Genomic DNA, 23,713 nt, shown 5'->3' on the forward strand with positions numbered 1-23,713 from the left:
TCGCGCACCAACCTAACCCGCGAGGCCGTTCCCCCGAGGGAGCCGGGCGCCCGAGAACCCGGGCGGCACCGGCCCCCTGGCGAGTGCGCCTCAGCTCTTGTGCTTGGCGCGTGCCCACTCGTGCTGGGCCGCCACGTCGGCCTTGACCTCCGCCAGCTGGACGGCGACCGCGCTCGGGGCCGTGCCGCCGCGGCCGTTGCGGGAGGCAAGGGCGCCCGGGACGTTGAGGACCGTGCGCACCTCCGGCGTCAGGTGCGCGGAGATCTTCGCGAACTGCTCGTCCGTCAGGCCGTCCAGTTCCTTGCCCTCGGACTCGGCGACCTTCACGCACTCGCCGGCGACCTCGTGCGCGACCCGGAACGGCACGCCCTGCTTGACCAGCCACTCGGCGACGTCGGTGGCGAGCGAGAAGCCGGCCGGGGCCAGCTCCTCCATGCGCTCGCGGTGGACGGTGAGGGTGGCGATCATGCCGGTGAAGGCGGGGAGCAGGATCTCCAGCTGGTCGCAGGAGTCGAAGACGGGCTCCTTGTCCTCCTGGAGGTCGCGGTTGTAGGCGAGGGGCAGGGCCTTGAGGGTGGCCATCAGCCCGGTGAGGTTGCCGATCAGGCGGCCGGACTTGCCGCGCGCCAGCTCGGCGATGTCCGGGTTCTTCTTCTGCGGCATGATCGACGAGCCCGTGGAGAACGCGTCGTGCAGGGTGACGAAGGAGAACTCCTTCGTGTTCCAGATGATGATCTCCTCGGCGATCCGGGAGAGGTTCACGCCGATCATCGCGGTGATGAAGGCGAACTCGGCGACGAAGTCACGGGAGGCCGTGCCGTCGATGGAGTTGCCGACGCTGCCGCGCTCGAACCCGAGGTCCTGGGCGACCGCCTCCGGGTCCAGGCCGAGCGAGGAGCCGGCGAGGGCACCGGAGCCGTACGGCGACACGGCCGTCCGCTCGTCCCACTGGCGCAGCCGCTCGGCGTCCCGGGACAGGGCCTGGACGTGGGCGAGGACGTGGTGGGCGAAGAGGACCGGCTGGGCGTGCTGCAGATGGGTGCGGCCGGGCATCGCGACGTCCGGGTGCGCCTCGGCGAGGCCGGTCAGGGCGTCCTGGAGGTCGGCGATCAGGCCGCCGATCGTGCGTCCGTGGTCGCGCAGGTACATCCGGAACAGGGTGGCCACCTGGTCGTTCCGCGACCGGCCGGCGCGCAGTTTGCCGCCGAGGTCGGGGCCGAGGCGCTCCAGCAGGCCGCGCTCCAGGGCGGTGTGCACGTCCTCGTCGGCGATCGTGCCCACGAACGCGCCGGAGGCCACGTCGGCCTCGAGCCCGTCGAGCCCGGCGATCATGCGCTGCAGCTCGTCCTCGGTGAGGAGGCCGGCCTTGTTCAGGACGCGCGCGTGGGCACGCGAACCGGCGATGTCGTACGGCGCGAGCCGCCAGTCGAAGTGGACGGACGCGGACAGCTTCGCCAGGGCCTCGGCGGGACCGTCGGCGAAACGGGCGCCCCAGAGCCGTACGTCACCGCTGTTGCTGCTCACTTGCGCTGCTCCTAGAGAAGGGGTGTGGATGCACGAACCGTACTCACACGCGTGTTGTGCATGAGTATGCAGAGCTCTGCATGAATCGTCAATCCATTCATCACCACCCGCCCGCCCCTCGGGCGAATTCCTTAGACAGGCGAAAGAAGTGCGCCGATAATGCGGCCATGGGAAAGACGTATGAGCGCATCGACGGCAGGCTCCGGACGTTCATCGAGGAACAGCCCCTCTTCTTCACCGCGACCGCCCCGCTCGGCGGCGACGGCACGGTCAACCTCTCCCCCAAAGGCCTCAAGGGCTCCTTCGCCGTACTGGACGAGCTCACCGTGGCCTATCTGGACTTCGCCGGGTCCAACGCCGAGACCATCGCGCACCTGCGCGAGAACGGGCGGATCACGCTGATGTGGTGCGCCTTCCAGGGGCCGCCCAACATCGTGCGCGTCCACGGCCGGGGCGAGCCGGTCTTCCGCGACGACCACCGGTTCGGGGAACTGCTCGCCCGTTTCCCGGACATCGACCACACCGCCCACGGCCTGCGCGCGATCATCGTCGTGCACGCGGAACTGGTGCGGGACACCTGCGGCTACGCCGTCCCCCACATGGCGTACGAGGAGGACCGCGATCTGCACGGCAAGCGCTTCGCACGCGAGGACGACGCCTCGCTGAGCGCGTACTTCACCAAGAAGGAGCACGTCGCGACGAGCCTGGACGGACTACCCGGGCTGCCGTTGCCGCTGCTGCCCTCTACCGTCTGAGCCATGCGCCCCGGTGTCGTCCTCGCCCTCGTGTCCGCGTCCTCGCTCGCCCTGCTCGGTCTCCGGCCGGGCCCCGCGCCCGTGCCGCTGCCCGCGCAGCTGGCGGACACGGGCGGCGGCAGCCAGCTGATCACCGCTCAGGCACCGGACACCGGCTCCACCTCGGGCACGCTCGCGTGGTGGGACCTGAAGGACGGCCAGTGGGTGCAGGCCGGAACCGCGCCCGCGCGCTTCGGGGCCAACGGGCTGGTGGAGGGCGCCTCGCGGAAGCAGGGCACCGACACCACACCGACCGGGCTGTACGACCTCCCCTTCGGCTTCGGGACCAAGGCCGCCCCCACGGGGACGACCGTGGCGTACCGGGCCGTGAAGGACGACTCCTGGTGGTGCCAGGACAACGACTCGCAGTCGTACAACCGCTGGGTCGAGCCGCTGCCGGGCGACTGCCGGGCCTCCGAGTCCGAGCACCTGAGCGCCTATGCGACGCAGTACGCGTACGCGCTCGTCATCGGCTTCAACTACGACCGGCCCGTGCGGGGTCGCGGCGCCGGCATCTTCCTGCACGTCAACGGGAACGGCGCCACCGCCGGTTGTGTGTCGGTGCCGCAGGACGCGATGCAGCGGATCCTGCAGTGGGCGGAGCCCGGGAAGCGGCCGCACGTCGCCATCGGGACCGCGGACGGAGCCACGGCCGTCACCCGGTACTGACGTCAGACCGGCAGGCGCACCGTGAAGGCCGTGGAGCCCGGGCCGCTCTCCACCCCCACGGTCCCCCCGTGCGCCTCCGCCACCGCCGTCACGATCGACAGGCCCAGGCCCGCTCCGCCGCCGGGGGCGTCCGCCCGGCGGCGGTGTTCCGCTCGGGTGAAGCGTTCGAAGACGTCCGGCCGGACGGCTTCGGGGACGCCGGGGCCGTCGTCGTGGACCGAGAGGAGGGCCGCGTCGGGGACGGTCTCCAGGGTGACGGTGACCTTGGTGCCCACGGGTGTGTGCACACGCGCGTTGGCCAGCAGGTTGGCCACCACCTGGTGGAGCCGGTGGGCGTCGCCCGTGACCGTCACCGGGTCCTCCGGCAGGTCCAGCATCCAGCGGTGCCCGGGGCCCGCCGCCCGGGCGTCGGTGACGGCGTCGAGGACCAGGTGGGTCAGGTCCACCGGGCGGCGCTCCAGCGGGCGCCCCGCGTCCAGGCGCGCGAGCAGCAGCAGGTCGTCCACCATCTCGCCCATCCGGGCGGACTCGGCGGTGATGCGCTCCAGGGCCCGGGTGACCTCGGGCGGCACCGGGCCGGGGTGGAGCAAGGCCAGTTCGGCGTGCCCGCGGACCGAGGCGACCGGGGTGCGCAGCTCATGACTGGCGTCGGCGGCGAACCGGCGCAGCCGCTCCTCGCCGGCGTGCCGCTTGGTCAGGGCGTCCTCGACGTGGCCCAGCATCCGGTTGAAGGCCCCTGCCACCTGGCCGACCTCGCTGCGCGGGTCGCTGTCCGGGGCCCGCGGCGGCAGCGCCACCTCGCCGCTGGCCAACGGCAGTTCGCTGACCCGGGTCGCGGTGGCGGCGACCCGGCTGAGCGGCCGCAGCGACCAGCGCACCCAGCACGCCCCGGCCACGCCGGTCACCACCAGCGCCAGGCCGAAGACGGCCCCGGCGACCAGTTCCAGCCGGTGGACCGTGGCCTCGACCGGCTCCAGCGGAAGCCCGACGATCAGCACGTCCCCGTCCCGGCCGGCGGTGGCGACGACCCGGTAGTCGTGCAGGGCGGAGAGTTCGACGGTGTGGGCCCGTCCGTCGGCCTGCACCTCGGCCAGCCGCCTCGCGTCCTGTGCGGTCAGGGTGACGGCCAGGTCGGCGGACGGGTCGCCGCTGCGGATCAGGCCCTTGTTGGTGACCGTGCCGTCCAGCAGCCGGGCGCCGAAGGTGCCGGTGGCCATCCGGCGGGTGTCGCCGCGCTCGTCGCCGTCGTGATCGTCCGGCAGCCGGCCGTTGTGCTCCAGGCTCTCCGGGAACCGGGTGCCGACCTGGGCGAGCTGTTCGTCCAGGCGCTGGGTGAGGAAGCCGTTCAGCTCGAGGACCGCGGCCAGGCCGACGGCCGCGCAGCTCACCGCCAGCAGGACCACCAGGCCGACGGTGAGCCGGGCGCGCAGGGTGCGGGGGCGGGGCAGCCGGCGCGGGCGCCGAAAGCCGGCCGGGCGGCTCACCTGGCCGCCGGCTTCAGCACGTAGCCCGCCCCGCGCACGGTGTGGATCATCGGTTCGCGGCCCGCGTCGACCTTCTTGCGCAGGTAGGAGATGTACAGCTCGACGACGTGGGCCCGGCCGCCGAAGTCGTAGGACCACACCCGGTCGAGGATCTGGGCCTTGCTGAGCACGCGGCGCGGGTTGCGCATGAGGAAGCGCAGGAGTTCGAACTCGGTCGGGGAGAGTTCGACCAGCTCGCCGGACCGGGTGACCTCGCGGGCCTCCTCGTCCATCACCAGGTCGCCCACGGCCAGCCGCGGCCCCTCCTCCGACTGCCGGGCCATGCCCGCGCGGCGCAGCAGGCCGCGCAGCCGGGCGACGACCTCCTCCAGGCTGAAGGGCTTGGTGACGTAGTCGTCGCCGCCCGCCGTGATGCCGGCGATCCGGTCCTCGACGGCGTCCCGTGCGGTGAGGAAGAGCACGCACACGTCGGGCTGCACCTCGTGCAGCCGGCGCAGCACGGCGAAGCCGTCGGTGTCCGGCAGCATCACGTCCAGGACGACGGCGTCGGGCAGCAGCTCGCGCGCGGCGGTGAGAGCGGAGGCGCCGTCGCCGGCCGCGCGGACCTCCCAGCCCTCGTAGCGCAGGGCCCCGGTGAGCACCTCCGCGAGGTCGGGGTCGTCGTCGACGACGAGGACGCGCAGCGAGGTGCCGTCGGGGCGGGTGAGGGCCGGGCGGCCGGAACGGGTGGTGTTCATCGCGCCTCCCAGCATCGCCCCTGCGCCGGGCGGCCGGTGCCCCCGGCGGCTGTGAGTTTTCTCTGAGTGCTGCCGCCGGTCTGTGAACCGGGTCTGAGAACACCCTCTGAGTCCGCTCTGAAGAGGCTCTTTTCAGAGGCCGCTCAGAGCTTCGGCCCGCACAGTGGCCTGGCACGACGGACGAAGGGAACGGTACTGATGACCACCGTGGAGACGAGGCGGGCGGCCCCGTCCCTGCCCGTGACCGCACGGCGCTCCCCCGCGGGCGCCGTGCTGGCCGTGCTGTGGGCGGGGGCGGCGGCCGCGGTCGCGCCGTGGTGGGCGGACACCGGGTCCGTGGTCGGTGCGGCGGGCTGGCTGACCGGCGCCGGGCGGATCGCTGGGCTGCTGTGCGGGTACGCCTGCGCGGTGCTCGTCGGCCTGATGGCGCGGGTGCCGCTGCTGGAGACCCGGGTCGGGTCGGACCGGGTGGCGCGCTGGCACGCGATGGCCGGCCGGTACACGGTCTGCCTGCTCGTCGCGCACATCGCGCTGATCCTCACCGGGTACGCGGCGCAGGACCGGGCCTCGCTGTGGCACGAGACGGTCACCGTCGTGCTGGACTACCCGGACATGCTCAAGGCCACCGCCGGCACGGTGATCCTCTTCGCCGTCGGCGTCACCTCGGCCCGGGCCGCGCGCCGCCGCACGAGCTACGAGTTCTGGTACTACGTCCATCTGCTGACGTACGCGGCGGTCTTCCTGGCCTTCTTCCACCAGCTGACGCTCGGCGACGAGTTCAACGGCAAGCCGGTCGCGACCGCCGCCTGGTACGCGCTGTACCTGGGGGTGGCCGCCCTGGTGCTCCGGTACCGGGTCCTCGCCCCGGTGCGGCTCAACCGGCGGCACCGGCTGCGGGTGGAGTCGGTGCAGCAGGAGGCTCCGGGTGTGTACTCGGTCGTCCTGCGCGGGCGGCACCTGGAGGAGCTGGGGGCGCGTCCGGGACAGTTCTTCCGCTGGCGGTTCCTCGGCGAGGGCATGGGCTGGGCGTCGACCCCGTACTCCCTGTCCGCGCCACCGCGCCCTGACCTGCTGCGGATCACGGTCAAGGCGCTCGGCGACCACAGCGCGGCCGTCGCCCTGCTCAGGCCCGGCACCCGGGTGTGGGCGGAGGGCCCCTACGGCTCCCTGACCGCCGACCGGGCCACCGGCCGGCACGCGCTGCTGATCGCGGCCGGCGTCGGCGTCACCCCCCTGCGGGCGCTGTTCGAGACGCTGCCCGGCGAGGTCACCCTGCTGTACCGGGCCCGCTCCGCCGAGGACCTGGCGCTGGGCGGCGAGCTGGAGGCGATCGCCCGCTGGCGGGGCGGGCAGGTGCTGTACGCGCTGAACGGGCCGGGCGGCGAGCGGCCGAGCATCACGGCTCAGTCCCTGCGCGCCACGTTCCCGGGCCTGGCCGGCCACGACGTCTACATCTGCGGCCCGCACGGCTTCGCGCAGGACGTGTACGCGGCGCTGCGGGCGGCCGGGGTGCCGGACCGCCGTATCCACCACGAGTCGTTCGAGCTGTGAGGCGGAGACCTGATGCACGCCCTGAAGAAGAACCGCCCCCTGCGCCGGATCGTGCTGGCGAGTGCCGCCACCGTCTCCGGGATGGTGCTGCTGCTGTCGCTGAAACCGCACACCGGCCCCACGCTGGCGTCGGCGAGCGGCAAGTCGCCCTCGGTGTCGAGCAGTTCGGCCCCGTCCGCCGGCGGATCGAGCTCACCGGGCGGCTCCGGCCAGGGGACGGGGACCGGCAGCAGGACGGCCACCGGGAACACCGTCCGGACCCGCTGGGGCCCGGTCCAGGTGCGGGTGACCATCAGGGGCGGCACGCTCACCGACGTGACGGCCGTGGACTACCCGCAGGACAACCCGCGCGACCAGGAGATCAACAGCTACGCCCTGCCCCAGCTGCGGCGCGAGGCGCTCGCGGCGCAGAGCGCGCAGATCGACACCGTGTCGGGAGCGACGTACACCAGTGACGGTTACCGGCAGTCACTGCAGTCCGCGCTGGACTCGGCGGGGCTCTGAACACTCGGCCGACGCGGCACGTATCTGTGGGCCAACGGACAAGTGCCCACGGAGGAACCGTGTCCACCACGCTCGCAGGCGGACGTGCCGCCCGCCGCCAGACGATGCGCCGCATCCGCCCGCGCCGCTCCCCGGCCGTCCCGCTGCTGCTCGCCGTCTGGGCGGGGGCGGCGGCCGTGCTGTGGCTGTGGTGGCACAACACCCCGTCCATCGCCGACGACAACGGCAGGATCCTCAACGCGGGCCGGATCACCGGTCTGCTGGCCGGCTACCTGATGGCGCTGGTCGTGCTCCAGATGGCGCGGGTGCCCGCGCTGGAGCGGCGGGTCGGCTCGGACCGGGTCGCCCGCTGGCACGCGATGAGCGGCCGGTACACGCTCTGCCTGATCGTGGCGCACGTCTTCCTCACCATGTGGGGGTACGCGCTGCAGGCCGGCAAGTCGCTCGGCGACATCGTGCAGCAGACCGTCACCTCCGTCGAGCAGCTGCCGGACATGGGCAAGGCCGCCATCGGCATGGGCCTGTTCGTGGTCATCGGGCTGACGTCGGTGGGCCCGGTGCGCCGCCGGCTGCCGTACGACGCCTGGTACCACGTGCACCTGCTGACGTACGCGGCGGTGTTCCTGACCTTCTGGCACCAGATCACCACCGGCAACGACTTCGCGGTCGAGCCGGCCGCCAAGACCTTCTGGTACGGCCTGTACGGCGTGGTCACCGCGCTGGTGGTCTGGTACCGGATCCTCGCCCCGATCCGGCTGAACCTGAAACACCGGATGCGCGTGGAGGCGGTGATCGAGGAGACGCCCGGCATCGTGTCGGTGCTGATCGGCGGGCGGAAGCTGCACCGGATGGGCGCGGAGGCGGGCCAGTTCTTCCGCTGGCGGTTCCGCGCCCCCGGGATGCGGTTCAGTTCGCACCCCTACTCGCTGTCGGCGGCGCCCCGCCCGGACATGCTGCGGATCACGGTGAAGGCGATCGGCGACCACAGCGCCCGGCTGCGCGAGCTGACGCCCGGCACCAAGGTGTGGGCCGAGGGCCCCTACGGCGCGCTCACCGCGCAGCGCCGCAGCCGGGGCAAGGTGCTGCTGGTCGCGGGCGGGGTCGGCATCACGCCGATGCGGGCGCTGTTCGAGACGCTGCCGGGCGCGGCCGGGGACATCACCCTGCTCTACCGGGCCAACACCACGCAGGACCTGGCGCTGTGGGACGAGCTGTCGAAGATCGCCGACGAGCGGGGCGCCCGGCTGATGTACGCGGTGAACAGCCCGGAGGGTGAGCGGCCGGACATCTCCGCGGAGAACCTGGAGCGGAAGATCCCGGACATCGACCGTCACGACGTCTTCATGTGCGGCCCGCCCGGGTTCGCGCAGTCGGTGTACGAGGCACTGCGCGGCGCGGGGGTCCCCGCCCGCCGCATCCATCACGAGTCGTTCGAGATGTGAGCGGCAGCTAGGGAGCTACGGACAGATGAGGAAGAGTCACCCCCTTCGGCGGGTCGTGCTGGCCACGGCGGCGACGGTGTCCGGTGTCGTGCTGCTGCTGTCGCTGAAGCCGGCGTCGGACCCGGCTTCCGCGTCGGCGGTGGGCGCGGCGCCGCAGCAGACCGCGGCGGGGCAGACGTCCCCGCAGGGCGGCACCCAGGGCGGCGGGCAGGCCGCAGCCGGCTCCGGCACGGTCACCGGTGACGCGACGCAGACGCAGTACGGGACCGTGCAGGTACGGCTGACCGTCGCGGGCGGGAAGATCACCAAGGCGGAGGCGGTGCAGGCGCCCAAGGGCGGCCTCAGCGACCAGAAGACGGCGCTCGCCGTGCCCAGGCTCAACCGCGAGGCGGTGGCCGCGCAGAGCGCGGGGATCGACGCGGTGTCCGGGGCGACGTACACCAGCGACGGCTACAAGAAGTCGCTGCAGTCGGCGCTGGACAAGGTGAAGTCGGCGGGGTCGGCAGGGGCCGCTGCCGGGCCCTCGGGGTCGTCCGGGTCATCCGCCGGGTCGTCGGGGTCGTCCGCCGGGTCGTCGGGGTCCGCGCGGGCGCGTACCGTCACCGGAAAGGTCGCGCAGACCCAGTACGGCCCGGTCCAGGTGCGGATCACCGTCAGCGGCGGGAAGATCACCCAGGCCGCGGCGGTGCAGGCGCCCAAGGGCGGCCTCAGCGACCAGAAGACGGCGCTCGCCGTGCCCAAGCTCAACCAGGAGGCCGTGACGGCCGGGAACGCGAACATCGACGCCGTCTCCGGCGCCACCTACACCAGCACCGGCTACCGGCAGTCGCTGCAGTCGGCGCTGGACCAGGCCGGTGGCTGAGACGGTGGCCGAGCCGGCCGGGGCTCCCGCCGCGGTGCGCCATGCGGAGGAGGTCATGGGGACCGTCTTCTCCTTCGACGTCCGCGGCGGGGAACCCGGTGCCGTACGGGCGGCGCTCACCGAGGCCGTCGCCGGCCTGCACCGGGTGGACGCGTTGTTCAGCACCTACCGCGAGGACAGCGAGGTGTCCCGGCTGGCCCGGGGCGAGCTGACCGTGGACCGGTGCGCTCCCGAGGTGGCCGAGGTGCTTCAGCTGGCGGCCGAGGCGGAGCGGGTGAGCGACGGCTGGTTCAGCATCCGGTACCGGGGTTCGCCGGATCCCACCGGCATCGTCAAGGGCTGGTCGGCCGAGCGGGCGGCGCGGCTGCTGGCGGACGTGCCCGGGGTGTGCGGGGTCAGCGTGAACGGCGGCGGGGACGTGCAGATGCTGGGCGCGCCGGAGCCGCAGCGGGCGTGGCGCGTGGGCGTCGCGGACCCGTTGCGCCCGGGCGGTCTGGCCGCGGTGATCTCGGCGGCGGGAGTGGACGAGCTGTCGGTGGCGACGTCCGGTACGGCCGAGCGCGGTGCGCACATCGTGGATCCGCGCACCGGAAGGCCGGCGGTGACGGACCTGGTGTCGGTGACGGTGGTGGGGCCGCGGCTGACGTGGGTGGACTGCTGGGCCACCGCCGCGTTCGCGATGGGGTCGCGCACCGGGCTGGCCTGGCTGGAGGCGCTGCCCGGGGTGGAGGCCCTGCTGATCACGGCCGGGGACGAGGTGCGGTGCACCGGCGGGCTGGCCGCACGATTGGGTTGAAAACAGAATTTTTTTTCGCGGAAAAGCCATCCGACGTCCCCCCTGACACGTACCTCATGTGCACCAAGTTTCAGGAGGAACGCGATGGCCATCTTCACCAGCCTGTTCCCGGCCATGCACCGGGACCACGGCGATTTCTCGTCGGGCCACGACTTCTCGGGGCACGGCGGTCACGGCCACGGTGACCACGGCGACCACGGTCACGGCGACCACGGCCACGGAGACCACGGCGACCACGGCCACGGAGACCACGGTGGTCACGGCGGCCACGGCGGTTACTGATCACACATGAGGCGGAGCGGACCGGTGGCCGGAGGACCCGGTCCGCTCCGCCGCTCCCCGAGGAACGCATCCCATGGCGCATCTCCTGCGGCGTCTGCTCTCGGTCGGGGACACCTCCGACGCCGTCGTCGCCGCCGCGCCCGCCGTCTCGCCGCGCGAGGTGTTCCGGCGGTTCTGGCCCTACACGCGGGGCGGCCGCCGCTGGCTCGTGCCCGTGCTCTTCTTCAGCCTGGTCGGCCCGCTGGCCGACGCCGCGGAGATCTGGCTCTTCAAGATCGTCGTGGACGGTGTGCTCGTCCCCCGCGACCTGCGGCCGTTGCTCTGGATCGCGCCGGCGTACCTGGGCCTCATCGTCTGCTCGGGAATTCTGCGGTTCGCCGACAACGTGCTCTCCACCTGGGTCGGCGAGCGCTTCCTGCTCTCCCTGCGCTCCGACGTGTTCCGGCACGTGCAGGGCCTGTCGCTGGGCTTCTTCCAACGGCGGCGGCTCGGGGACGTGCTGTCCCGCGTCACCGGGGACGTCGACGCGGTGGAGACGTTCCTGCTCTCGGGCGTGGCGGACATCCTCTACTACGTGACCCAGCTGGGTGTCTTCCTGGGCCTCCTGCTCTACCTGCGGTGGGACCTGACCCTCCTGGCCCTGGCCATCGTGCCGCTGTTCTGGGCCGCCGCCCGGCACTTCGCACGGCTGATCAAGGCCGCGTCCCGGGAGCGCAGACGGCGCAGCGGCTCGCTCAGCGCGATCGCCGAGGAGGCGCTCGGCAACGTCGTCCTGGTGCAGGCGTACAACCGGCAGGGGTGGGAGGAGCACCGGTTCGACCGGGAGAACGTCGGCAGGTTCCGGGCGGCGATGGCCTCGGCGCGGATCCGGTCCGTGTACGGGCCCCTGGTCGAGATCATCGAAGTGTGCGGAGTTCTCGCGGTGCTGGGCCTCGGCACCTGGAAACTGGCCCAGGGACAGCTCACGCTGGGCGGGCTGCTGGTCTTCCTGGCGCTGATCGGCAAGCTCTACGGCCCGGTGCACGGCCTGTCCGGGCTCGGCACCACCTTCTACGCGGCCTCCGCCTCGGCCGAGCGGATCATCGAGTTGCTGGACCAGAAGCCCCAGGTCACCGACCGCCCGGGCGCCCGGCGGATCGGCCGCGCGCGGGGCGCGGTGGAGTTCGACGGCGTCTGGTTCCGCTATCCCGGCGCGGCCGCGTGGGCGCTGTCGGACGTGTCCTTCCAGGTGGCGCCCGGAGAGACACTGGCGCTGGTCGGGGCGAGCGGCGCCGGCAAGTCGACCGTCGCCAAGCTGCAGCTGCGCTTCTACGACCCCGACCGGGGCGCCGTCCTGCTCGACGGCGCCGACCTGCGGGACCTGAGCCTGTCCGGCGTACGGGAGAACGTCGCGGTGGTGCTGCAGGAGACGCTGGTCTTCCACGGCACCGTGCGGGAGAACATCGCCTACGGGCGGCCCGAGGCGTCGGAGGCGGACATCGTCGCGGCGGCGCGCGCCGCGGACGCGCACGAGTTCGTCGAGCGGCTCCCGGACGGGTACGACACGCTGGTCGGCCAGCGCGGCCGCACCCTGTCCGGCGGGCAGTGCCAGCGCCTGGCGATCGCCCGCGCGATGATCAGGGACGCGCCCGTGCTCCTCCTCGACGAGCCGACCACCGGGCTCGACGTCCGGTCGGGCCGGCGGATCATGGACCCGCTGCGCCGGCTCATGGCGGGGCGGACGACCGTCGTCATCTCCCACAACCTGCTGACCGTCCGCGACGCCACACGGATCGTGGTGCTGGACCACGGCCGGGTCGTCGAGGACGGTGTCCACGACGACCTGCTGGGGCGCGACGGCGCGTACGCCCGGCTGCACCGGCTGAGCGCGGGCGCGGTGCTGTCATGAGCGGGCCGGCCCCCCTGCCACCGGGAGCCCGACCGGCCCCGGGCTACGAGATCCTGGAGCATCTGGCCCGCACCGGCTGGCTCGACGTGTACGACGCCTGGAGCGAGGAACGGGACTGCCGGTGCGTGATCAAGGTGGTCCGGCCCGACCGCCGGGGCGAGGAACAACTGGCCGAGCGGCTGCTGCGGGAGGGGCGGTGGCTGCGGGACCTCTCCCACCCGCATCTGGTCCGCGGCTACGACACCTTCGCCTCGCCCGAGCCGCTCGTCGTCCTGGAGACGCTCACCGGGGAGACGCTGGACCACCTCGTGCACCGGCTGCGGCACCGGCCGAGCGCCTCGGACGTGGCGCTGCTCGGGGTGCAGCTGTGCTCGGCGGTGCACTACCTGCACGGCCGGGGCCTGCTGCACCTGGACCTCAAGCCGTCCAACGTGGTGGTGGACCGCGGTCACGCCAAGGTGCTGGACCTCAGCGTCGCCCGGCCCCCGGGGCCCGCCCCCGCGGGGCTCGGCACCCGCCGCTACCGCGCGCCGGAGCAGGGCCGTCAGGGGCCGCTCACGGCCGCCGCCGACGTGTGGGGCATCGGCGTCACGCTCTACGAAGTGGCGTGCGGGGACGTGCCGTTCACCGGCGGGAGCGCGGACCGGACGGACCCCGGCGATACCGGTGAGCCGTGTCCGCGGGGCGCGCAGGGCGCCCCGCCGATCTCCTCCCGGCGCCGGCTGCCGCCCGCTATGGCCGCCGCGGTCGACGCCTGCCTCCTGACCTCCCCGACGGCCCGGCCCACGATCGCCGAACTGACCGCCGCCCTCAAGACCTCCCCGCCCGCCTGAGGCCTCTCCCGCAGGACCTCCCCGCCCGCCTGAGGCCCCTCACGTCTCCCGCACCATCTCGTGCGCGTCCCGGGTCGTCACCGAGCCGGTCTCGAGACGGGCCGTGGCGAGGACGGTGCCGTCGGCGGACGTCAGGCGGGCACCGGAGACGGAGTCCGGGTGGATCGTGGCCCAGGCACTCCAGTGGCCGCGTCCGTCGCGCACGGGGAAGTCACCGACCCGCACGGACGTGCCGTCCGGGCGTTCGAGCAGGCAGGTGACCTTGCCGGTGTACGAGGGCCGGTGGCCGGAGATGTCGACCGACATGAAGATCCAGCCGGGGTCGCCGGGGTGGGCGTAGATCTCGCCGACGGGCTGCCCTCCGGGCCCGGCCGAGGTCATGTCCCCGACCAGCATGGGCTCGGACTGGACGGCGGCCGGGGGCGAGGCCGTGACCGTCTCGACGGCGGAGCCGATCCCCCAGCCGGCGAACCCGGCGGCGACCGCGAGACCGGCCACCAGCGCCCCCAGCCGCACCCGGAACCGGCGCGCCCGGCCGCGCAGGCCCAGCCGCAGCGGGCCGAAGCCGCGCACGGGCCTGCGTCCCTCCTGGTCCGCCATCCGCTGGGTCAGGCTGCGCGCCACCCTGGTCTCGAACCCGAGCGGCGGCTCGCTGTCCGGCAGCAGGCCGATCAGCCGGTCGCCGAGCAGCGTCATCTGGCGGACGAACTCCCGGCAGCCGGCGCACCGGTCCAGATGGGCGATCGCGTCCGCCCGCTCCCGGCCGGGCAGCACGCCCAGCGCCAGCTCGGCGCCGATCTCCCGCAGCTTCTCGCAGTTCGCCTCACTCGACATGGTCGCCTCGCCTCGGAGCCGCCAGTGTGATGCGCAGTTTCGCCATCGCCGCCCGGATGCGCGTCTTGGCGGTGCCCAGCGGGATCTTCTCCGCGTCGGCGACCTGCTGGGCCGTCATCCCGTAGACACCCGCCATCATCAGGGCCCGGGCCTGTTCCCGCGGCAGCCGCGACACCGCGGCCCGGAGCGTGGCGGAGGCCTCGTCGGCCAGCGCCCACTGCTCGGGGGTCTCGGTGACGACGCCGAGGAGGGCGTCCAGGTCCTCGGGGGCCACCGGCTCCGTACGACGCGCCCGCACGGCGTCGATGGCGAGGTTGTGCGCGATGGTGGTCAGCCAGGTGGTGACCGAACCACGGCGCGAGTCGTAGATCTGCGCATGCCGCCAGGCACGCTCGAACGTCTGCTGAGCGACGTCTTCGGCGAGCTGCTGGTCCCCGGTGACCGCCATGGCGACACCGAAAACCCGGTGCTGGAAACGCCGTACGAACACGACGGCCAGCTCCGGGTCTCCGGCGGCCAGCCCGGACAGCAGAGCCTCGTCCGGGAGGCGACCCACGGGGAACCGCAAACCCGACACACTTCTGTATACGGCCGACGGGCGCCACGGGATTGCCCGCCCGCCTGCCCGCTCGCCGCGGAAGATCACACGCTCATTCTCCGCCGCCGGGCCCGGCCCCGCACGCGGGCTCAGTGCGCGTTCTGTGCCAGCCGCAGCATGTGGTCGGCCAGCGCCTGTCCCCCGCTCGGGTCCCGGCTGATCAGCATCAGGGTGTCGTCACCGGCGATCGTGCCGAGGATGTCGTGGAGTTCGGCCTGGTCGATCGCCGAGGCGAGGAACTGGGCCGCGCCGGGCGGGGTGCGCAGGACCACGAGGTTGGCGGACGCCTCCGCGGAGATCAGCAGTTCCTGGGAGAGGCGCCGCATGCGCTCCTCCTTCGCCGACTCCCCCAGCGGCGCGCGCGGGGTACGGAAGCCGCCCTCGCTCGGCACCGCGTAGATCAGCTCGCCGTCGGTGTTGCGGATCTTGACCGCGTTCAGCTCGTCGAGGTCGCGGGAGAGCGTCGCCTGGGTGACGCTCAGCCCGTCGTCGGCGAGCAGCTTCGCCAGCTGGCTCTGCGACCGCACCGGCTGCCGGTTGAGGATGTCCACGATCCGGCGGTGCCGAGCGGTGCGGGTCTGCGGTACGGCGGGCCCGGCGCCCGCGTGCTCGTGGTCCTGCGCCTGGCTCATCGTCGTCTCATTCTCCGGATCGTCCGTCCCCGTGGGCCTGCTCGAGGATGCCGGGCAGCGCCTGGAGGAAGGCACCCACCTCGTCGTCGTGGAGGTTCAGCGGCGGCATGAGCCGTACGACGTCGGGGGCGGGGGCGTTCACCAGGAACCCGGCCTCCTGGGCCGCCTGCTGCACCTGCGGCGCGCGTGGCCCGGTGAGCACGATACCCAGGAGCAGGCCGGCGCTCCGGACGTGGTCGATCAACGGGTGGCCCAGCGCCTCCACTCCCTCGCGCAGCGCCGCGCCCTGCCGCTTGACGTTCTCCAGCAGGCCCTGGTCGTCGATGGTGTCGAGGACGGCGAGCCCGGCGGCGCAGGCGACGGGGTTGCCGCCGAACGTCGTGCCGTGCTGGCCGGGCAGGAGCAGTTCGGCGGCCCGGCCGAAGGCGACCGTGGCACCGAGCGGCAGTCCGCCGCCGAGCTGCTTGGCGAGGGTGACGACGTCGGGCAGGACGCCCTCGTGCGCCTGGTACTCGAACCAGGTGCCGGTGCGGCCGATGCCGGTCTGGACCTCGTCGAGGACCAGCAGGGCGCCGGTGGCGGCGGTGATCGCGCGGGCGGCCTTGAGGTAGCCGGCGGGCGGGACCACGACGCCGTTCTCACCCTGGACCGGCTCGATGACCACCAGGGCGGTGTCCTCGGTGACCGCGGCGGCCAGCGCCTGTGCGTCGCCGTAGGGCACGTGCGTGACATCGCCGGGCAGCGGCCGGAACGGCTCCTGCTTGGCGGGCTGGCCGGTGAGCGCGAGGGCGCCCATGGTCCGGCCGTGGAAGCCGCCGTCGGTGGCGACCATGTGGGTCCGCCCGGTCAGCCGGCCGATCTTGAAGGCGGCCTCGTTGGCCTCGGCACCCGAGTTGCAGAAGAAGACGCGGCCCTCCCGGCCGAAGAGCTGCAGCAGCCGTTCGGCGAGGGTGACGGTGGGCTCGGCCATGAACAGGTTGGAGACGTGGCCGAGTTGCCCGATCTGCCGGCTGACGGCCTCGACGATCGCCGGGTGGGCGTGGCCGAGGGCGTTGGTGGCGATACCGCCGACGAAGTCGTGGTACTCGCGGCCCTCGGCGTCCCACACCTTCACGCCCTCGCCCCGCACGAGGGGCAGGCGCGGCGTGCCGTAGTTGTTCATGAGCGCGCCCTGCCAGCGCTGGGTCAGCTCCTGGTTGCCCGTCACTGTGCGTCCCCCTCGGGCTCGTCGGGCACGACCATGGTGCCGATGCCCTCGTCGGTGAAGATCTCCAGCAGGATCGAGTGCTGGACCCGGCCGTCGATGACGCGGGCGGTCGTCACGCCGTTGCGCACGGCGTGCAGGCAGCCCTCCATCTTCGGCACCATGCCGGAGCTCAGCTCCGGCAGCAGCTTCTCCAGCTGGGAAGCGGTGAGGCGGCTGATCACCTCGTCGGAGTTCGGCCAGTCCTCGTAGAGGCCCTCGACGTCGGTGAGGACCATGAGGGTCTCGGCGCCCAGTGCCGCAGCGAGTGCCGCAGCCGCCGTATCAGCATTGACGTTGTAGACATGGTGGTCGTCCTGGGAGCGGGCGATCGAGGAGACGACCGGGATCCGGCCGTCGGCGAGCAGCGCCTCGATCGCGCCGGTGTCGATCCGGGTGATCTCGCCGACGCGGCCGATGTCGACCCGCTCGCCGGCGATCTCCGGCTGGTGTTTGGTGGCGGTGATGGTGTGGGCGTCCTCGCCCGTCAGGCCGACGGCGAGCGGGCCGTGCTGGTTGAGCAGGCCGACCAGCTCGCGCTGCACCTGCCCGGCCAGCACCATCCGTACGACGTCCATGGCGTCCTCGCTGGTGACGCGCAGGCCCGCCTTGAACTCGCTGACGATGCCGTGCCGGTCGAGGGCGGCGCTGATCTGGGGGCCGCCGCCGTGCACGACGACGGGCTTGAGACCGGCGTGCCGCAGGAAGACGACGTCCTGGGCGAAGGCGGCCTTCAGCTCCTCGTTCACCATGGCGTTGCCGCCGAACTTGATGACGACGGTCTTGCCGTGGTGCCGGGTCAGCCAGGGCAGCGCCTCGATGAGGGTCTGGGCTTTGGGCAGGGCCGTGTGCTTACGCGTGGTCATGACGAGTAGGCGCTGTTCTCGTGGACGTAGTCGGCGGTCAGGTCGTTGGTCCAGATCGTCGCGGTCTCGGCGCCCGCGGCGAGGTCGGCGACGATGTGCACCTCCCGGTAGCGCATGTCGACCTTCTCCCGGTCCTCGCCGACGGAGCCGTTCTTGCACACCCAGACGCCGTTGATCGCGACACCCAGCCGGTCCGGCTCGAACGCGGCCGCGGTGGTGCCGATCGCGGACAGGACGCGGCCCCAGTTGGGGTCCTCGCCGTGGATCGCGCACTTGAGGAGGTTGTTGCGGGCGATGGAGCGGCCCACCTCGACGGCGTCCTCCTCGCTCGCCGCGTTGATCACCTCGACCTTGATGTCCTTGCTGGCGCCCTCGGCGTCGCCGATGAGCTGCCGGCCGAGGTCGTCGCAGACCCGGGTCACGGCCTCGGCGAACCCGGCGTACTCCGGGGTGATGCCGGAGGCGCCGGAGGCGAGCAGCAGCACGGTGTCGTTGGTGGACATGCAGCCGTCGGAGTCGACCCGGTCGAAGGTGACCTTGGTGGCGGCGCGCAGGGCCCGGTCCAGGGTCTCGCCGTCGAGGTCGGCGTCGGTGGTGAGGACGACGAGCATGGTGGCGAGGCCGGGGGCGAGCATGCCGGCGCCCTTGGCCATGCCGCCGACCGTCCAGCCGTCCTTCGTCACGACGGACGTCTTGTGCACGGTGTCGGTGGTCTTGATGGCGATGGCGGCCTTCTCGCCGCCGTGCTCGGACAGCTGCGCGGCGGCCGTCTCGACGCCCGGGAGCAGCTTGTCCATGGGCAGCAGTACGCCGATCAGGCCGGTGGAGCAGACGGCGACCTCGATGGCGCCGCGGCCGAGCACCTCGGCCGCCTTCTCGGCGGTGGCGTGGGTGTCCTGGAAGCCCTTGGCGCCGGTACAGGCGTTGGCGCCACCGGAGTTGAGGACGACGGCGGAGACCTGGCCGCTCTTGAGCACCTGCTCGGACCAGAGCACGGGCGCGGCCTTCACGCGGTTGGAGGTGAAGACGCCGGCGGCCGCACGGCGGGGCCCGTCGTTGACCACGAGGGCCAGGTCGGGGTTGCCGTTCTCCTTGATCCCGGCGGCGATGCCCGCCGCCGTGAATCCCTTGGCTGCCGTGACGCTCACGGTGCGACTCCGATCGTGGAAAGCCCGGTGGTCTCGGGAAGACCCAGGGCGAGGTTCATGCTCTGGACGGCACCGCCGGCGGTGCCCTTGGTCAGGTTGTCGATGGCGCTGATCGCGATGATGCGGCCCACGGCGGCGTCGTACGCGACCTGCACCTGAACGGCGTTGGAACCGTAGACGGACGCCGTCGCGGGCCACCGGCCCTCGGGGAGCAGGTGGACGAAGGGCTCGTCGGCGTAGGCCTTCTCGTAGGCGGCGCGGACGGAGTCCGCGCTCACCCCGGCGACGGCGGACGCGCTGCACGTGGCGAGGATGCCGCGGGGCATCGGCGCCAGGGTCGGGGTGAAGGAGACGGAGACCCGCTCGCCCGCCGCCCCGCTGAGGTTCTGGATCATCTCGGGGGTGTGCCGGTGGCCGCCGCCGACGCCGTACGGCGTCATGGAGCCCATGACCTCGCTGCCGAGCAGGTGCGGCTTGGGCGCCTTGCCCGCGCCGGAGGTGCCGGACGCGGCGACGACCACCGCCTCGGGCTCGGCGAGTCCGGCCGCGTACGCCGGGAACAGGGCGAGGGAGACGGCCGTGGGGTAGCAGCCGGGCACCGCGATGCGCCGGGACCCCGTGAGCGCGGCACGGGCTCCCGGGAGTTCGGGGAGGCCGTAGGGCCAGGTGCCGGCGTGCGGGGAGCCGTAGAACGTCTCCCAGTCGGCCGGGTCCTTCAGCCGGAAGTCGGCGCCCATGTCGATCACGAGGACCTCGGGGCCGAGCTGCTCGGCGACGGCGGCGGACTGCCCGTGCGGCAGCGCCAGGAAGACCACGTCGTGTCCGGCGAGGGCCTCGGGCGTGGTCGTGGTGAGCACGCGGTCGGCCAGCGGCAGCAGGTGCGGCTGGAGCGCGCCGAGCCGCTGGCCGGCGTTGGAGTTCCCGGTCAGGGCACCGATCTCGACCTCGGGGTGCGCGAGGAGCAGGCGCAGGACCTCACCGCCCGCGTACCCGCTCGCTCCGGCCACCGCCGCACGTACCGCCATGTCCATCCTCCTCGTGATGGCATGACTATACGTAGCTCTGCAGTTTTATGCAACGACTATGCGATCGACTTGGGGAGCATCACCCAGCGGGAGACGACGAAGGTCACCGGGATCGCCGCCGCGGAGGCGAGCAGTGGGGCGAAGCGGCTCCCGGCGTGCAGGACGTCGACGATCACGTACACGCCGGCCGTCGTGATCAGGAAGTTGGTGACGTTGGTCAGCGGGAACAACAGGAATTTCCGCCAGGTGGGGCGCGTCCGGTAGGTGAAGCGGGCGTTCAGGAAAAAGGATCCGACCATGCTGAGCGAAAAGGCGAGGACATGCGCGGCAAGATAGGGAAGCCACGTGAGCAACAACAGATAGAGGCAGTAATAAGTGGCGGTGTTGATCACGCCGACCACGGCAAAGGTGGCAATCTGTCGCTTCAAGGTATGAGGTCTTTCGTGCGTTCCACGTTGGTCGCCTTCACCAGGAAGTGCGGACGACCCTTCACCTCGTAGTAGATGCGGCCGGTGTACTCCCCGATCACTCCCAGCATGACCATCTGCACGCCGGCCAGGGCCGTGACGGCGGTGATGATGGTCACATAGCCGGGGGTCTGCACCCCGTGGATCAGCGCGGCACCCACGATCCAGGCCGTGTAGAGCCCGGCGCACAGCAGCAGGCCCATGCCGAGCCACAGGGCGGCGCGCAGCGGCCGGTTGTTGAAGGACAGCAGGCCGTCGAGGCCGTAGTTGAGCAGGCCGCGCAGGTTCCAGGAGCTGCTGCCCGCCTCGCGCACGGCGTTCTCGTACTCGAAGGTGGTGCTCGGGAAGCCCACCCAGGCGAACAGGCCCTTGGAGAAGCGGTTGTACTCGGTCAGGTCCAGCACCGCGTCCACCACGCGGCGCGACAGCAGCCGGAAGTCGCCCACGCCGTCGACGAGTTCGACGTCGACCAGGCGGTTGACGAGCCGGTAGTACAGGCGCGCGGTGAGGGTCCGGGTGAGGCGGTCGCCGGTGCGGCTGCGCCGGGCGATGACCTGGTCGTGGCCCTGTTCGCGCAGGTCCACCATCCGCTTGATCAGTTCCGGCGGGTGCTGCAGATCGGCGTCCATGACGATCACCGCGTCGCCCGAGGCGTGCCGCAGGCCCGCCAGCAGGGCGGCCTCCTTGCCGAAGTTGCGGCTGAAGGAGACGTACCGCACCCGGGCATCGAGGTCCGCGAGGCGGGTCAGCACGGTGAGGGTGCGGTCGCGGCTGCCGTCGTCGACGTACACGAACTCCATGTCGTGGCCGAGCGGCAGCAGTTCCTCGGCGACCTTCTGGACCTCTTCGTGGAAGCGCGCGACGACGCCTTCCTCGTTGTAGCAGGGCGCGACGACGGTGATGAGCATGGTGGGTTCCCCCCAGAACGCGGTCAGGAAGCGGTGGTCACGCGCTCGCGCGACGGTGCGGTCGTGGGCGGCGCGGGAACGCGCCTGCGGCGGACGGCGGTGAGGGCGGTGAGCAGCACGAGGGTCACCAGCGAGGCGGCCCCGACGGTCGTGCCCAGCCGCAGGCCGGGTGGGTGGAAGGTGCAGGTCAGGGAGGTCGACCGGCCGTCGAGGGGGACGGCGATCAGGCCGTGGTAGTCGCCCGCGGGCCGGGCCGCGCCGTCACCGGTGGCGCACCGCCAGCCGGCGATCCGGGGCGCGGCGACGACGGCGGTCCCCTTGCTGCCGGCGGGCAGGCGGGCGCGCAGCGTGCCGTCGTCGACGCTCACCCCGGTGGCGCCGGTGGCCGTGAGCCGGGCGGCGGCGGCGCGCAGCCGGGCGGTGTCCAGGCAGCCGACCGCGCCGGGCGGGATGCGGCCGGGGCGGTTCGGGGTCAGCTCGATCCGCACCTCGCCGGAGGCGGGGGTCCGGCCGAGCGGTTCCATCGCGGCCCGGCTGCGCGGGTACTCGGACGTGAACGGGGTCGCGGTGCCGGTGCCCGCGAGCCGGGCGGTGCCGGAGAAGTACGGGGCCCACAGGTTCACCTGGGTTCCGGCCGGGCAGCGGGCCGTGAGCGTCGGGCTCGTCAGGGCGTGGCCCACGCCGACCCGGCGCGCCGGGACCGGCGTCCCGGTGTCGTCCCGCACGGTGAGGCGGGCCACCGTGTACACGCGGCTGCCGAGGAGGAGTTCCTGGTTGCGGTACGGCGACGGCCCGAAGGGGACGGTGGCGGGGGTGGCGCGCACGGTCACCAGGGGCGGCACCTCGCGCCGGGTCACGCCGGGCGGGGGGCCGGCCTGGAGCGGCGCCGCCTGGTGCGGGTCGGGCGGGTTGTGCAGCCGGGCGCCGACGGAGAACAGGACGTCGGTGACCGCGTTGTCCAGGCTCTGCACGCTGCGGCCGCGCGAGGTCCAGCCGCCGCCGAGGGCGGTCAGGGTACGGCTGAGGACGTCGGAGGTCAGGCTGCTGTAGTACTGGGCGCCCTGGCCGCCCACCAGCAACGGATCGTTGCCGGCGGTCTGTTCGCGGCCGGGGTCCGTGCGGTAGCGGGGCCAGCCGTCGGCCCCGGCGATCTGCGCCGCCTGCCGCTCCTGCCGCCGCCCCCAGGGCGCGTAGTCGTCCAGATGCTTCAGGCGCAGCCCAGTGGTCACGGCGGAGGTGGCGGCCGTCTCGCCGAACTGGGCGCCGAGCAGGAGGACGACGGCCAGACCGGCGAGCCTGGTCCGCGATCCGGCACGCCCCAGGAGGACGAGTCCGCACAGGGTGCCGCCGACGGCGAGCAGCAGCACCGGCCAGGTGTGGGGGCGCACCAGGCCGCTGCGGCTCGCGAGCGCGGCGGTCAGGGCGAGCAGCGCGGTCGCGGCGGCCGGCGCGCGCCGCCCCGGGGGGCCGTGGGACAGCGTGTGCCAGGCGGCGATGACGAGCAGCCCGCACGGCACGAAGGCCTGCCGGTAGGAGCTGCCCTGCGGGGTGGCGAAGGCGTGCCAGACCAGGCTGGTGGGCGCCCACTGGAGCGACAGCGTGACCGCGAGCACCAGGGCCGTCCAGCCGACGCGGACCCGGACCGGGACCGCCCGGTGGAAGGGCAGGGCGAGGGCGAGCAGCAGGGTCGTGGTGCCGACGTAGAGAGCCGGGGAGCCGAAGCCGTACGTGGCGGGCAGCAGCCGCGCCAGCAGGTCCTCGCCGGGTACGGGGGTGAACGGGCGGACGCGGCCCGGGTGGGCGTGCCGGGTGCCGAACCAGATCACCGTGACGAGCGGGGCGGCGAGACCCACGCCGAGGGCGACGGTGAGGGCGGCCCGGCCGGCCGCGGCGAGGGCCTGCCGTCGGGACGGACGGGCGAGCAGCAGGCGCAGCAGCAGGACCAGTCCGGCACCGAGGGTGGCCATGTAGGCGGTGTAGAAGTTGGCGGTCCAGGCGAGGGCGACGATCAGGACGCCGGGGAGCCTGCGCCGCCCGGCGAGGACCCACTCACCGACCAGGCAGAGCAGGGGCAGGGCGACCAGGCCGTCGAGCCACATCGGGTTGTAGTCCGCGTCGGCCAGGGTCCAGCCGCACAGCGCGTAGGAGGCACCGAGCAGGCCCGCCGCCCAGGTGCGGCCCGGTCGCAGGACGAGCAGCAGCCACGCCATGGCGGCCGCGGCGGACGCGGCCTTCAGGACGGTGACGGCGTACACCGCGAGGTCGATCCGGTCGCGCGGGAAGACGGCGACGAGCAGGGCGAAGGGGCTGCCGAGGTAGGTGCCGAGATCGGGCAGGAAGCTGGAGCCGTAGCCGGACTGCCAGTTGACGAGGAGCCCGCCGTCGGCGTGGCCGTGCAGCAGGTCCCACAGGTGGGCGTGGAAGGGCACGTACTGGTTGCCCAGGTCGCTGACGCTGCGAGTGCGGGGGCCGAAGGGGTAGGTGCGCGCGAGGGCGTCGGCGGCGCAGAACACGGCCGCGGTGAAGGCCGCCGCGAGCAGGGCGGCGGCGCGTGGGGCGGGAGACACTGGCGGTGCTCGTACTCAACGCGGGCCGGGTGGTGCCCTTCGAGCACCTCATGGACGAA

At 73.0% G+C, this 23,713-nt stretch carries 23 protein-coding genes; 10 read left to right on the plus strand and 13 right to left on the minus strand.

Features of this window, described 5'->3' with window-relative positions:
- Nucleotides 1-90: 90 nt before the first annotated feature.
- The gene (argH, locus tag AB0N17_RS32175; protein WP_366015107.1) at nt 91-1,524 is read right to left on the minus strand and encodes an argininosuccinate lyase; all 1,434 of its coding nucleotides are present in this window, start codon (nt 1,522-1,524) and stop codon (nt 91-93) included.
- A gap of 167 nt (nt 1,525-1,691) precedes the next feature.
- Here argH and AB0N17_RS32180 point away from each other — a divergent pair, with 167 nt between their 5' ends.
- Complete coding sequence (locus AB0N17_RS32180; protein WP_366015108.1) at nt 1,692-2,279, plus strand: pyridoxamine 5'-phosphate oxidase family protein; 588 nt, start codon at nt 1,692-1,694, stop codon at nt 2,277-2,279.
- 3 nt (nt 2,280-2,282) lie between these two features.
- A complete protein-coding gene (locus tag AB0N17_RS32185; protein WP_366015109.1) occupies nt 2,283-2,987 on the plus strand; it encodes a L,D-transpeptidase family protein in 705 nt (234 codons plus the stop codon).
- Nucleotides 2,988-2,989: 2 nt separating this feature from the next.
- Here the strand turns inward: AB0N17_RS32185 and AB0N17_RS32190 are convergent, their stop codons facing one another.
- Both AB0N17_RS32190 and AB0N17_RS32195 read right to left on the minus strand, forming a co-directional pair.
- The gene (locus tag AB0N17_RS32190) at nt 2,990-4,471 is read right to left on the minus strand and encodes a HAMP domain-containing sensor histidine kinase (RefSeq protein WP_366015110.1); all 1,482 of its coding nucleotides are present in this window, start codon (nt 4,469-4,471) and stop codon (nt 2,990-2,992) included.
- Nucleotides 4,468-5,208 carry a response regulator transcription factor gene (locus AB0N17_RS32195; RefSeq protein ID WP_366015111.1) on the minus strand — a complete coding sequence of 247 codons (741 nt, stop codon included), beginning with the start codon at nt 5,206-5,208 and terminating at the stop codon, nt 4,468-4,470. The genes AB0N17_RS32190 and AB0N17_RS32195 overlap by 4 nt, the downstream gene beginning before the upstream one ends.
- Nucleotides 5,209-5,406: 198 nt before the next feature.
- Between AB0N17_RS32195 and AB0N17_RS32200 the strand changes: the two genes are divergently transcribed.
- The 8 genes from AB0N17_RS32200 (at nt 5,407) to AB0N17_RS32235 (ending at nt 13,366) form a co-directional block, all read left to right on the plus strand.
- Nucleotides 5,407-6,759, plus strand: coding sequence for a ferric reductase-like transmembrane domain-containing protein (locus tag AB0N17_RS32200; protein ID WP_366015112.1), 1,353 nt, complete (start codon nt 5,407-5,409; stop codon nt 6,757-6,759).
- 12 nt (nt 6,760-6,771) lie between these two features.
- Nucleotides 6,772-7,263 carry an FMN-binding protein gene (locus AB0N17_RS32205; protein WP_366015113.1) on the plus strand — a complete coding sequence of 164 codons (492 nt, stop codon included), beginning with the start codon at nt 6,772-6,774 and terminating at the stop codon, nt 7,261-7,263.
- 59 nt (nt 7,264-7,322) lie between these two features.
- Nucleotides 7,323-8,705: a ferredoxin reductase family protein gene (locus AB0N17_RS32210; RefSeq protein ID WP_366015114.1), complete on the plus strand. Its 1,383-nt coding sequence runs from the start codon at nt 7,323-7,325 to the stop codon at nt 8,703-8,705.
- Nucleotides 8,706-8,730: 25 nt separating this feature from the next.
- Entirely contained in the window at nt 8,731-9,567 is an 837-nt protein-coding gene (locus tag AB0N17_RS32215; RefSeq protein ID WP_366015115.1) for an FMN-binding protein, read from the plus strand.
- On the plus strand, nt 9,560-10,363 hold the full coding sequence (locus AB0N17_RS32220; RefSeq protein WP_366015116.1) for an FAD:protein FMN transferase: 804 nt from the start codon (nt 9,560-9,562) through the stop codon (nt 10,361-10,363). Before AB0N17_RS32215 ends, AB0N17_RS32220 begins: the two co-directional genes overlap by 8 nt.
- A gap of 84 nt (nt 10,364-10,447) precedes the next feature.
- Complete coding sequence (locus AB0N17_RS32225; protein WP_366015117.1) at nt 10,448-10,645, plus strand: hypothetical protein; 198 nt, start codon at nt 10,448-10,450, stop codon at nt 10,643-10,645.
- 73 nt (nt 10,646-10,718) lie between these two features.
- A complete protein-coding gene (locus tag AB0N17_RS32230; RefSeq protein ID WP_366015118.1) occupies nt 10,719-12,533 on the plus strand; it encodes an ABC transporter ATP-binding protein in 1,815 nt (604 codons plus the stop codon).
- A complete protein-coding gene (locus AB0N17_RS32235) occupies nt 12,530-13,366 on the plus strand; it encodes a serine/threonine-protein kinase (protein WP_366015119.1) in 837 nt (278 codons plus the stop codon). Before AB0N17_RS32230 ends, AB0N17_RS32235 begins: the two co-directional genes overlap by 4 nt.
- Before the next feature lie 39 nt (nt 13,367-13,405).
- On the opposite strand, the gene AB0N17_RS32240 is transcribed toward AB0N17_RS32235, so the two are convergent.
- From AB0N17_RS32240 to AB0N17_RS32285, 10 genes are all read right to left on the minus strand, one after another.
- Nucleotides 13,406-14,200, minus strand: coding sequence for a hypothetical protein (locus tag AB0N17_RS32240; RefSeq protein WP_366015120.1), 795 nt, complete (start codon nt 14,198-14,200; stop codon nt 13,406-13,408).
- A complete protein-coding gene (locus AB0N17_RS32245; protein WP_366015121.1) occupies nt 14,190-14,777 on the minus strand; it encodes a sigma-70 family RNA polymerase sigma factor in 588 nt (195 codons plus the stop codon). Before AB0N17_RS32245 ends, AB0N17_RS32240 begins: the two co-directional genes overlap by 11 nt.
- A gap of 110 nt (nt 14,778-14,887) precedes the next feature.
- A complete protein-coding gene (locus AB0N17_RS32250; protein ID WP_366015122.1) occupies nt 14,888-15,430 on the minus strand; it encodes an arginine repressor in 543 nt (180 codons plus the stop codon).
- Between the two features lie 7 nt (nt 15,431-15,437).
- Nucleotides 15,438-16,637, minus strand: a complete 1,200-nt coding sequence (locus AB0N17_RS32255; RefSeq protein ID WP_366015123.1) for an acetylornithine transaminase — start codon at nt 16,635-16,637, stop codon at nt 15,438-15,440.
- Nucleotides 16,634-17,539 carry an acetylglutamate kinase gene (argB, locus tag AB0N17_RS32260; protein ID WP_366015124.1) on the minus strand — a complete coding sequence of 302 codons (906 nt, stop codon included), beginning with the start codon at nt 17,537-17,539 and terminating at the stop codon, nt 16,634-16,636. The genes AB0N17_RS32255 and argB overlap by 4 nt, the downstream gene beginning before the upstream one ends.
- Nucleotides 17,536-18,687, minus strand: a complete 1,152-nt coding sequence (gene argJ, locus AB0N17_RS32265; protein ID WP_366015126.1) for a bifunctional glutamate N-acetyltransferase/amino-acid acetyltransferase ArgJ — start codon at nt 18,685-18,687, stop codon at nt 17,536-17,538. Before argJ ends, argB begins: the two co-directional genes overlap by 4 nt.
- Complete coding sequence (gene argC / locus AB0N17_RS32270; RefSeq protein WP_366015127.1) at nt 18,684-19,712, minus strand: N-acetyl-gamma-glutamyl-phosphate reductase; 1,029 nt, start codon at nt 19,710-19,712, stop codon at nt 18,684-18,686. Before argC ends, argJ begins: the two co-directional genes overlap by 4 nt.
- Nucleotides 19,713-19,768: 56 nt before the next feature.
- A complete protein-coding gene (locus AB0N17_RS32275) occupies nt 19,769-20,140 on the minus strand; it encodes a GtrA family protein (protein ID WP_366015128.1) in 372 nt (123 codons plus the stop codon).
- Nucleotides 20,137-21,087 (minus strand): glycosyltransferase family 2 protein, encoded by a 951-nt coding sequence (locus AB0N17_RS32280; protein WP_366015129.1) that lies wholly within the window; start codon nt 21,085-21,087, stop codon nt 20,137-20,139. Before AB0N17_RS32280 ends, AB0N17_RS32275 begins: the two co-directional genes overlap by 4 nt.
- A 23-nt stretch (nt 21,088-21,110) precedes the next feature.
- Complete coding sequence (locus AB0N17_RS32285; protein ID WP_366015130.1) at nt 21,111-23,654, minus strand: YfhO family protein; 2,544 nt, start codon at nt 23,652-23,654, stop codon at nt 21,111-21,113.
- Nucleotides 23,655-23,713: the final 59 nt, after the last annotated feature.

It is taken from the genome of Streptomyces sp. NPDC051133, from assembly GCF_040682635.1.
In the GTDB taxonomy this organism is placed as follows: Bacteria; Actinomycetota; Actinomycetes; order Streptomycetales; family Streptomycetaceae; genus Streptomyces.

Excerpts from the sequence above, each read along its gene's own strand:
- AB0N17_RS32180 (WP_366015108.1), top strand. The coding sequence starts at position 1,692 with ATGGGAAAGACGTATGAGCGCATCGACGGCAGGCTCCGGACGTTCATC.
- AB0N17_RS32185 (WP_366015109.1), top strand. The coding sequence starts at position 2,283 with ATGCGCCCCGGTGTCGTCCTCGCCCTCGTGTCCGCGTCCTCGCTCGCC.
- AB0N17_RS32195 (WP_366015111.1), bottom strand. The coding sequence starts at position 5,208 with ATGAACACCACCCGTTCCGGCCGCCCGGCCCTCACCCGCCCCGACGGC.
- AB0N17_RS32200 (WP_366015112.1), top strand. The coding sequence starts at position 5,407 with ATGACCACCGTGGAGACGAGGCGGGCGGCCCCGTCCCTGCCCGTGACC.
- AB0N17_RS32205 (WP_366015113.1), top strand. The coding sequence starts at position 6,772 with ATGCACGCCCTGAAGAAGAACCGCCCCCTGCGCCGGATCGTGCTGGCG.
- AB0N17_RS32215 (WP_366015115.1), top strand. The coding sequence starts at position 8,731 with ATGAGGAAGAGTCACCCCCTTCGGCGGGTCGTGCTGGCCACGGCGGCG.
- AB0N17_RS32225 (WP_366015117.1), top strand. The coding sequence starts at position 10,448 with ATGGCCATCTTCACCAGCCTGTTCCCGGCCATGCACCGGGACCACGGC.
- AB0N17_RS32230 (WP_366015118.1), top strand. The coding sequence starts at position 10,719 with ATGGCGCATCTCCTGCGGCGTCTGCTCTCGGTCGGGGACACCTCCGAC.
- AB0N17_RS32235 (WP_366015119.1), top strand. The coding sequence starts at position 12,530 with ATGAGCGGGCCGGCCCCCCTGCCACCGGGAGCCCGACCGGCCCCGGGC.
- AB0N17_RS32240 (WP_366015120.1), bottom strand. The coding sequence starts at position 14,200 with ATGTCGAGTGAGGCGAACTGCGAGAAGCTGCGGGAGATCGGCGCCGAG.
- AB0N17_RS32250 (WP_366015122.1), bottom strand. The coding sequence starts at position 15,430 with ATGAGCCAGGCGCAGGACCACGAGCACGCGGGCGCCGGGCCCGCCGTA.
- argB (WP_366015124.1), bottom strand. The coding sequence starts at position 17,539 with ATGACCACGCGTAAGCACACGGCCCTGCCCAAAGCCCAGACCCTCATC.
- argC (WP_366015127.1), bottom strand. The coding sequence starts at position 19,712 with ATGGCGGTACGTGCGGCGGTGGCCGGAGCGAGCGGGTACGCGGGCGGT.
- AB0N17_RS32280 (WP_366015129.1), bottom strand. The coding sequence starts at position 21,087 with ATGCTCATCACCGTCGTCGCGCCCTGCTACAACGAGGAAGGCGTCGTC.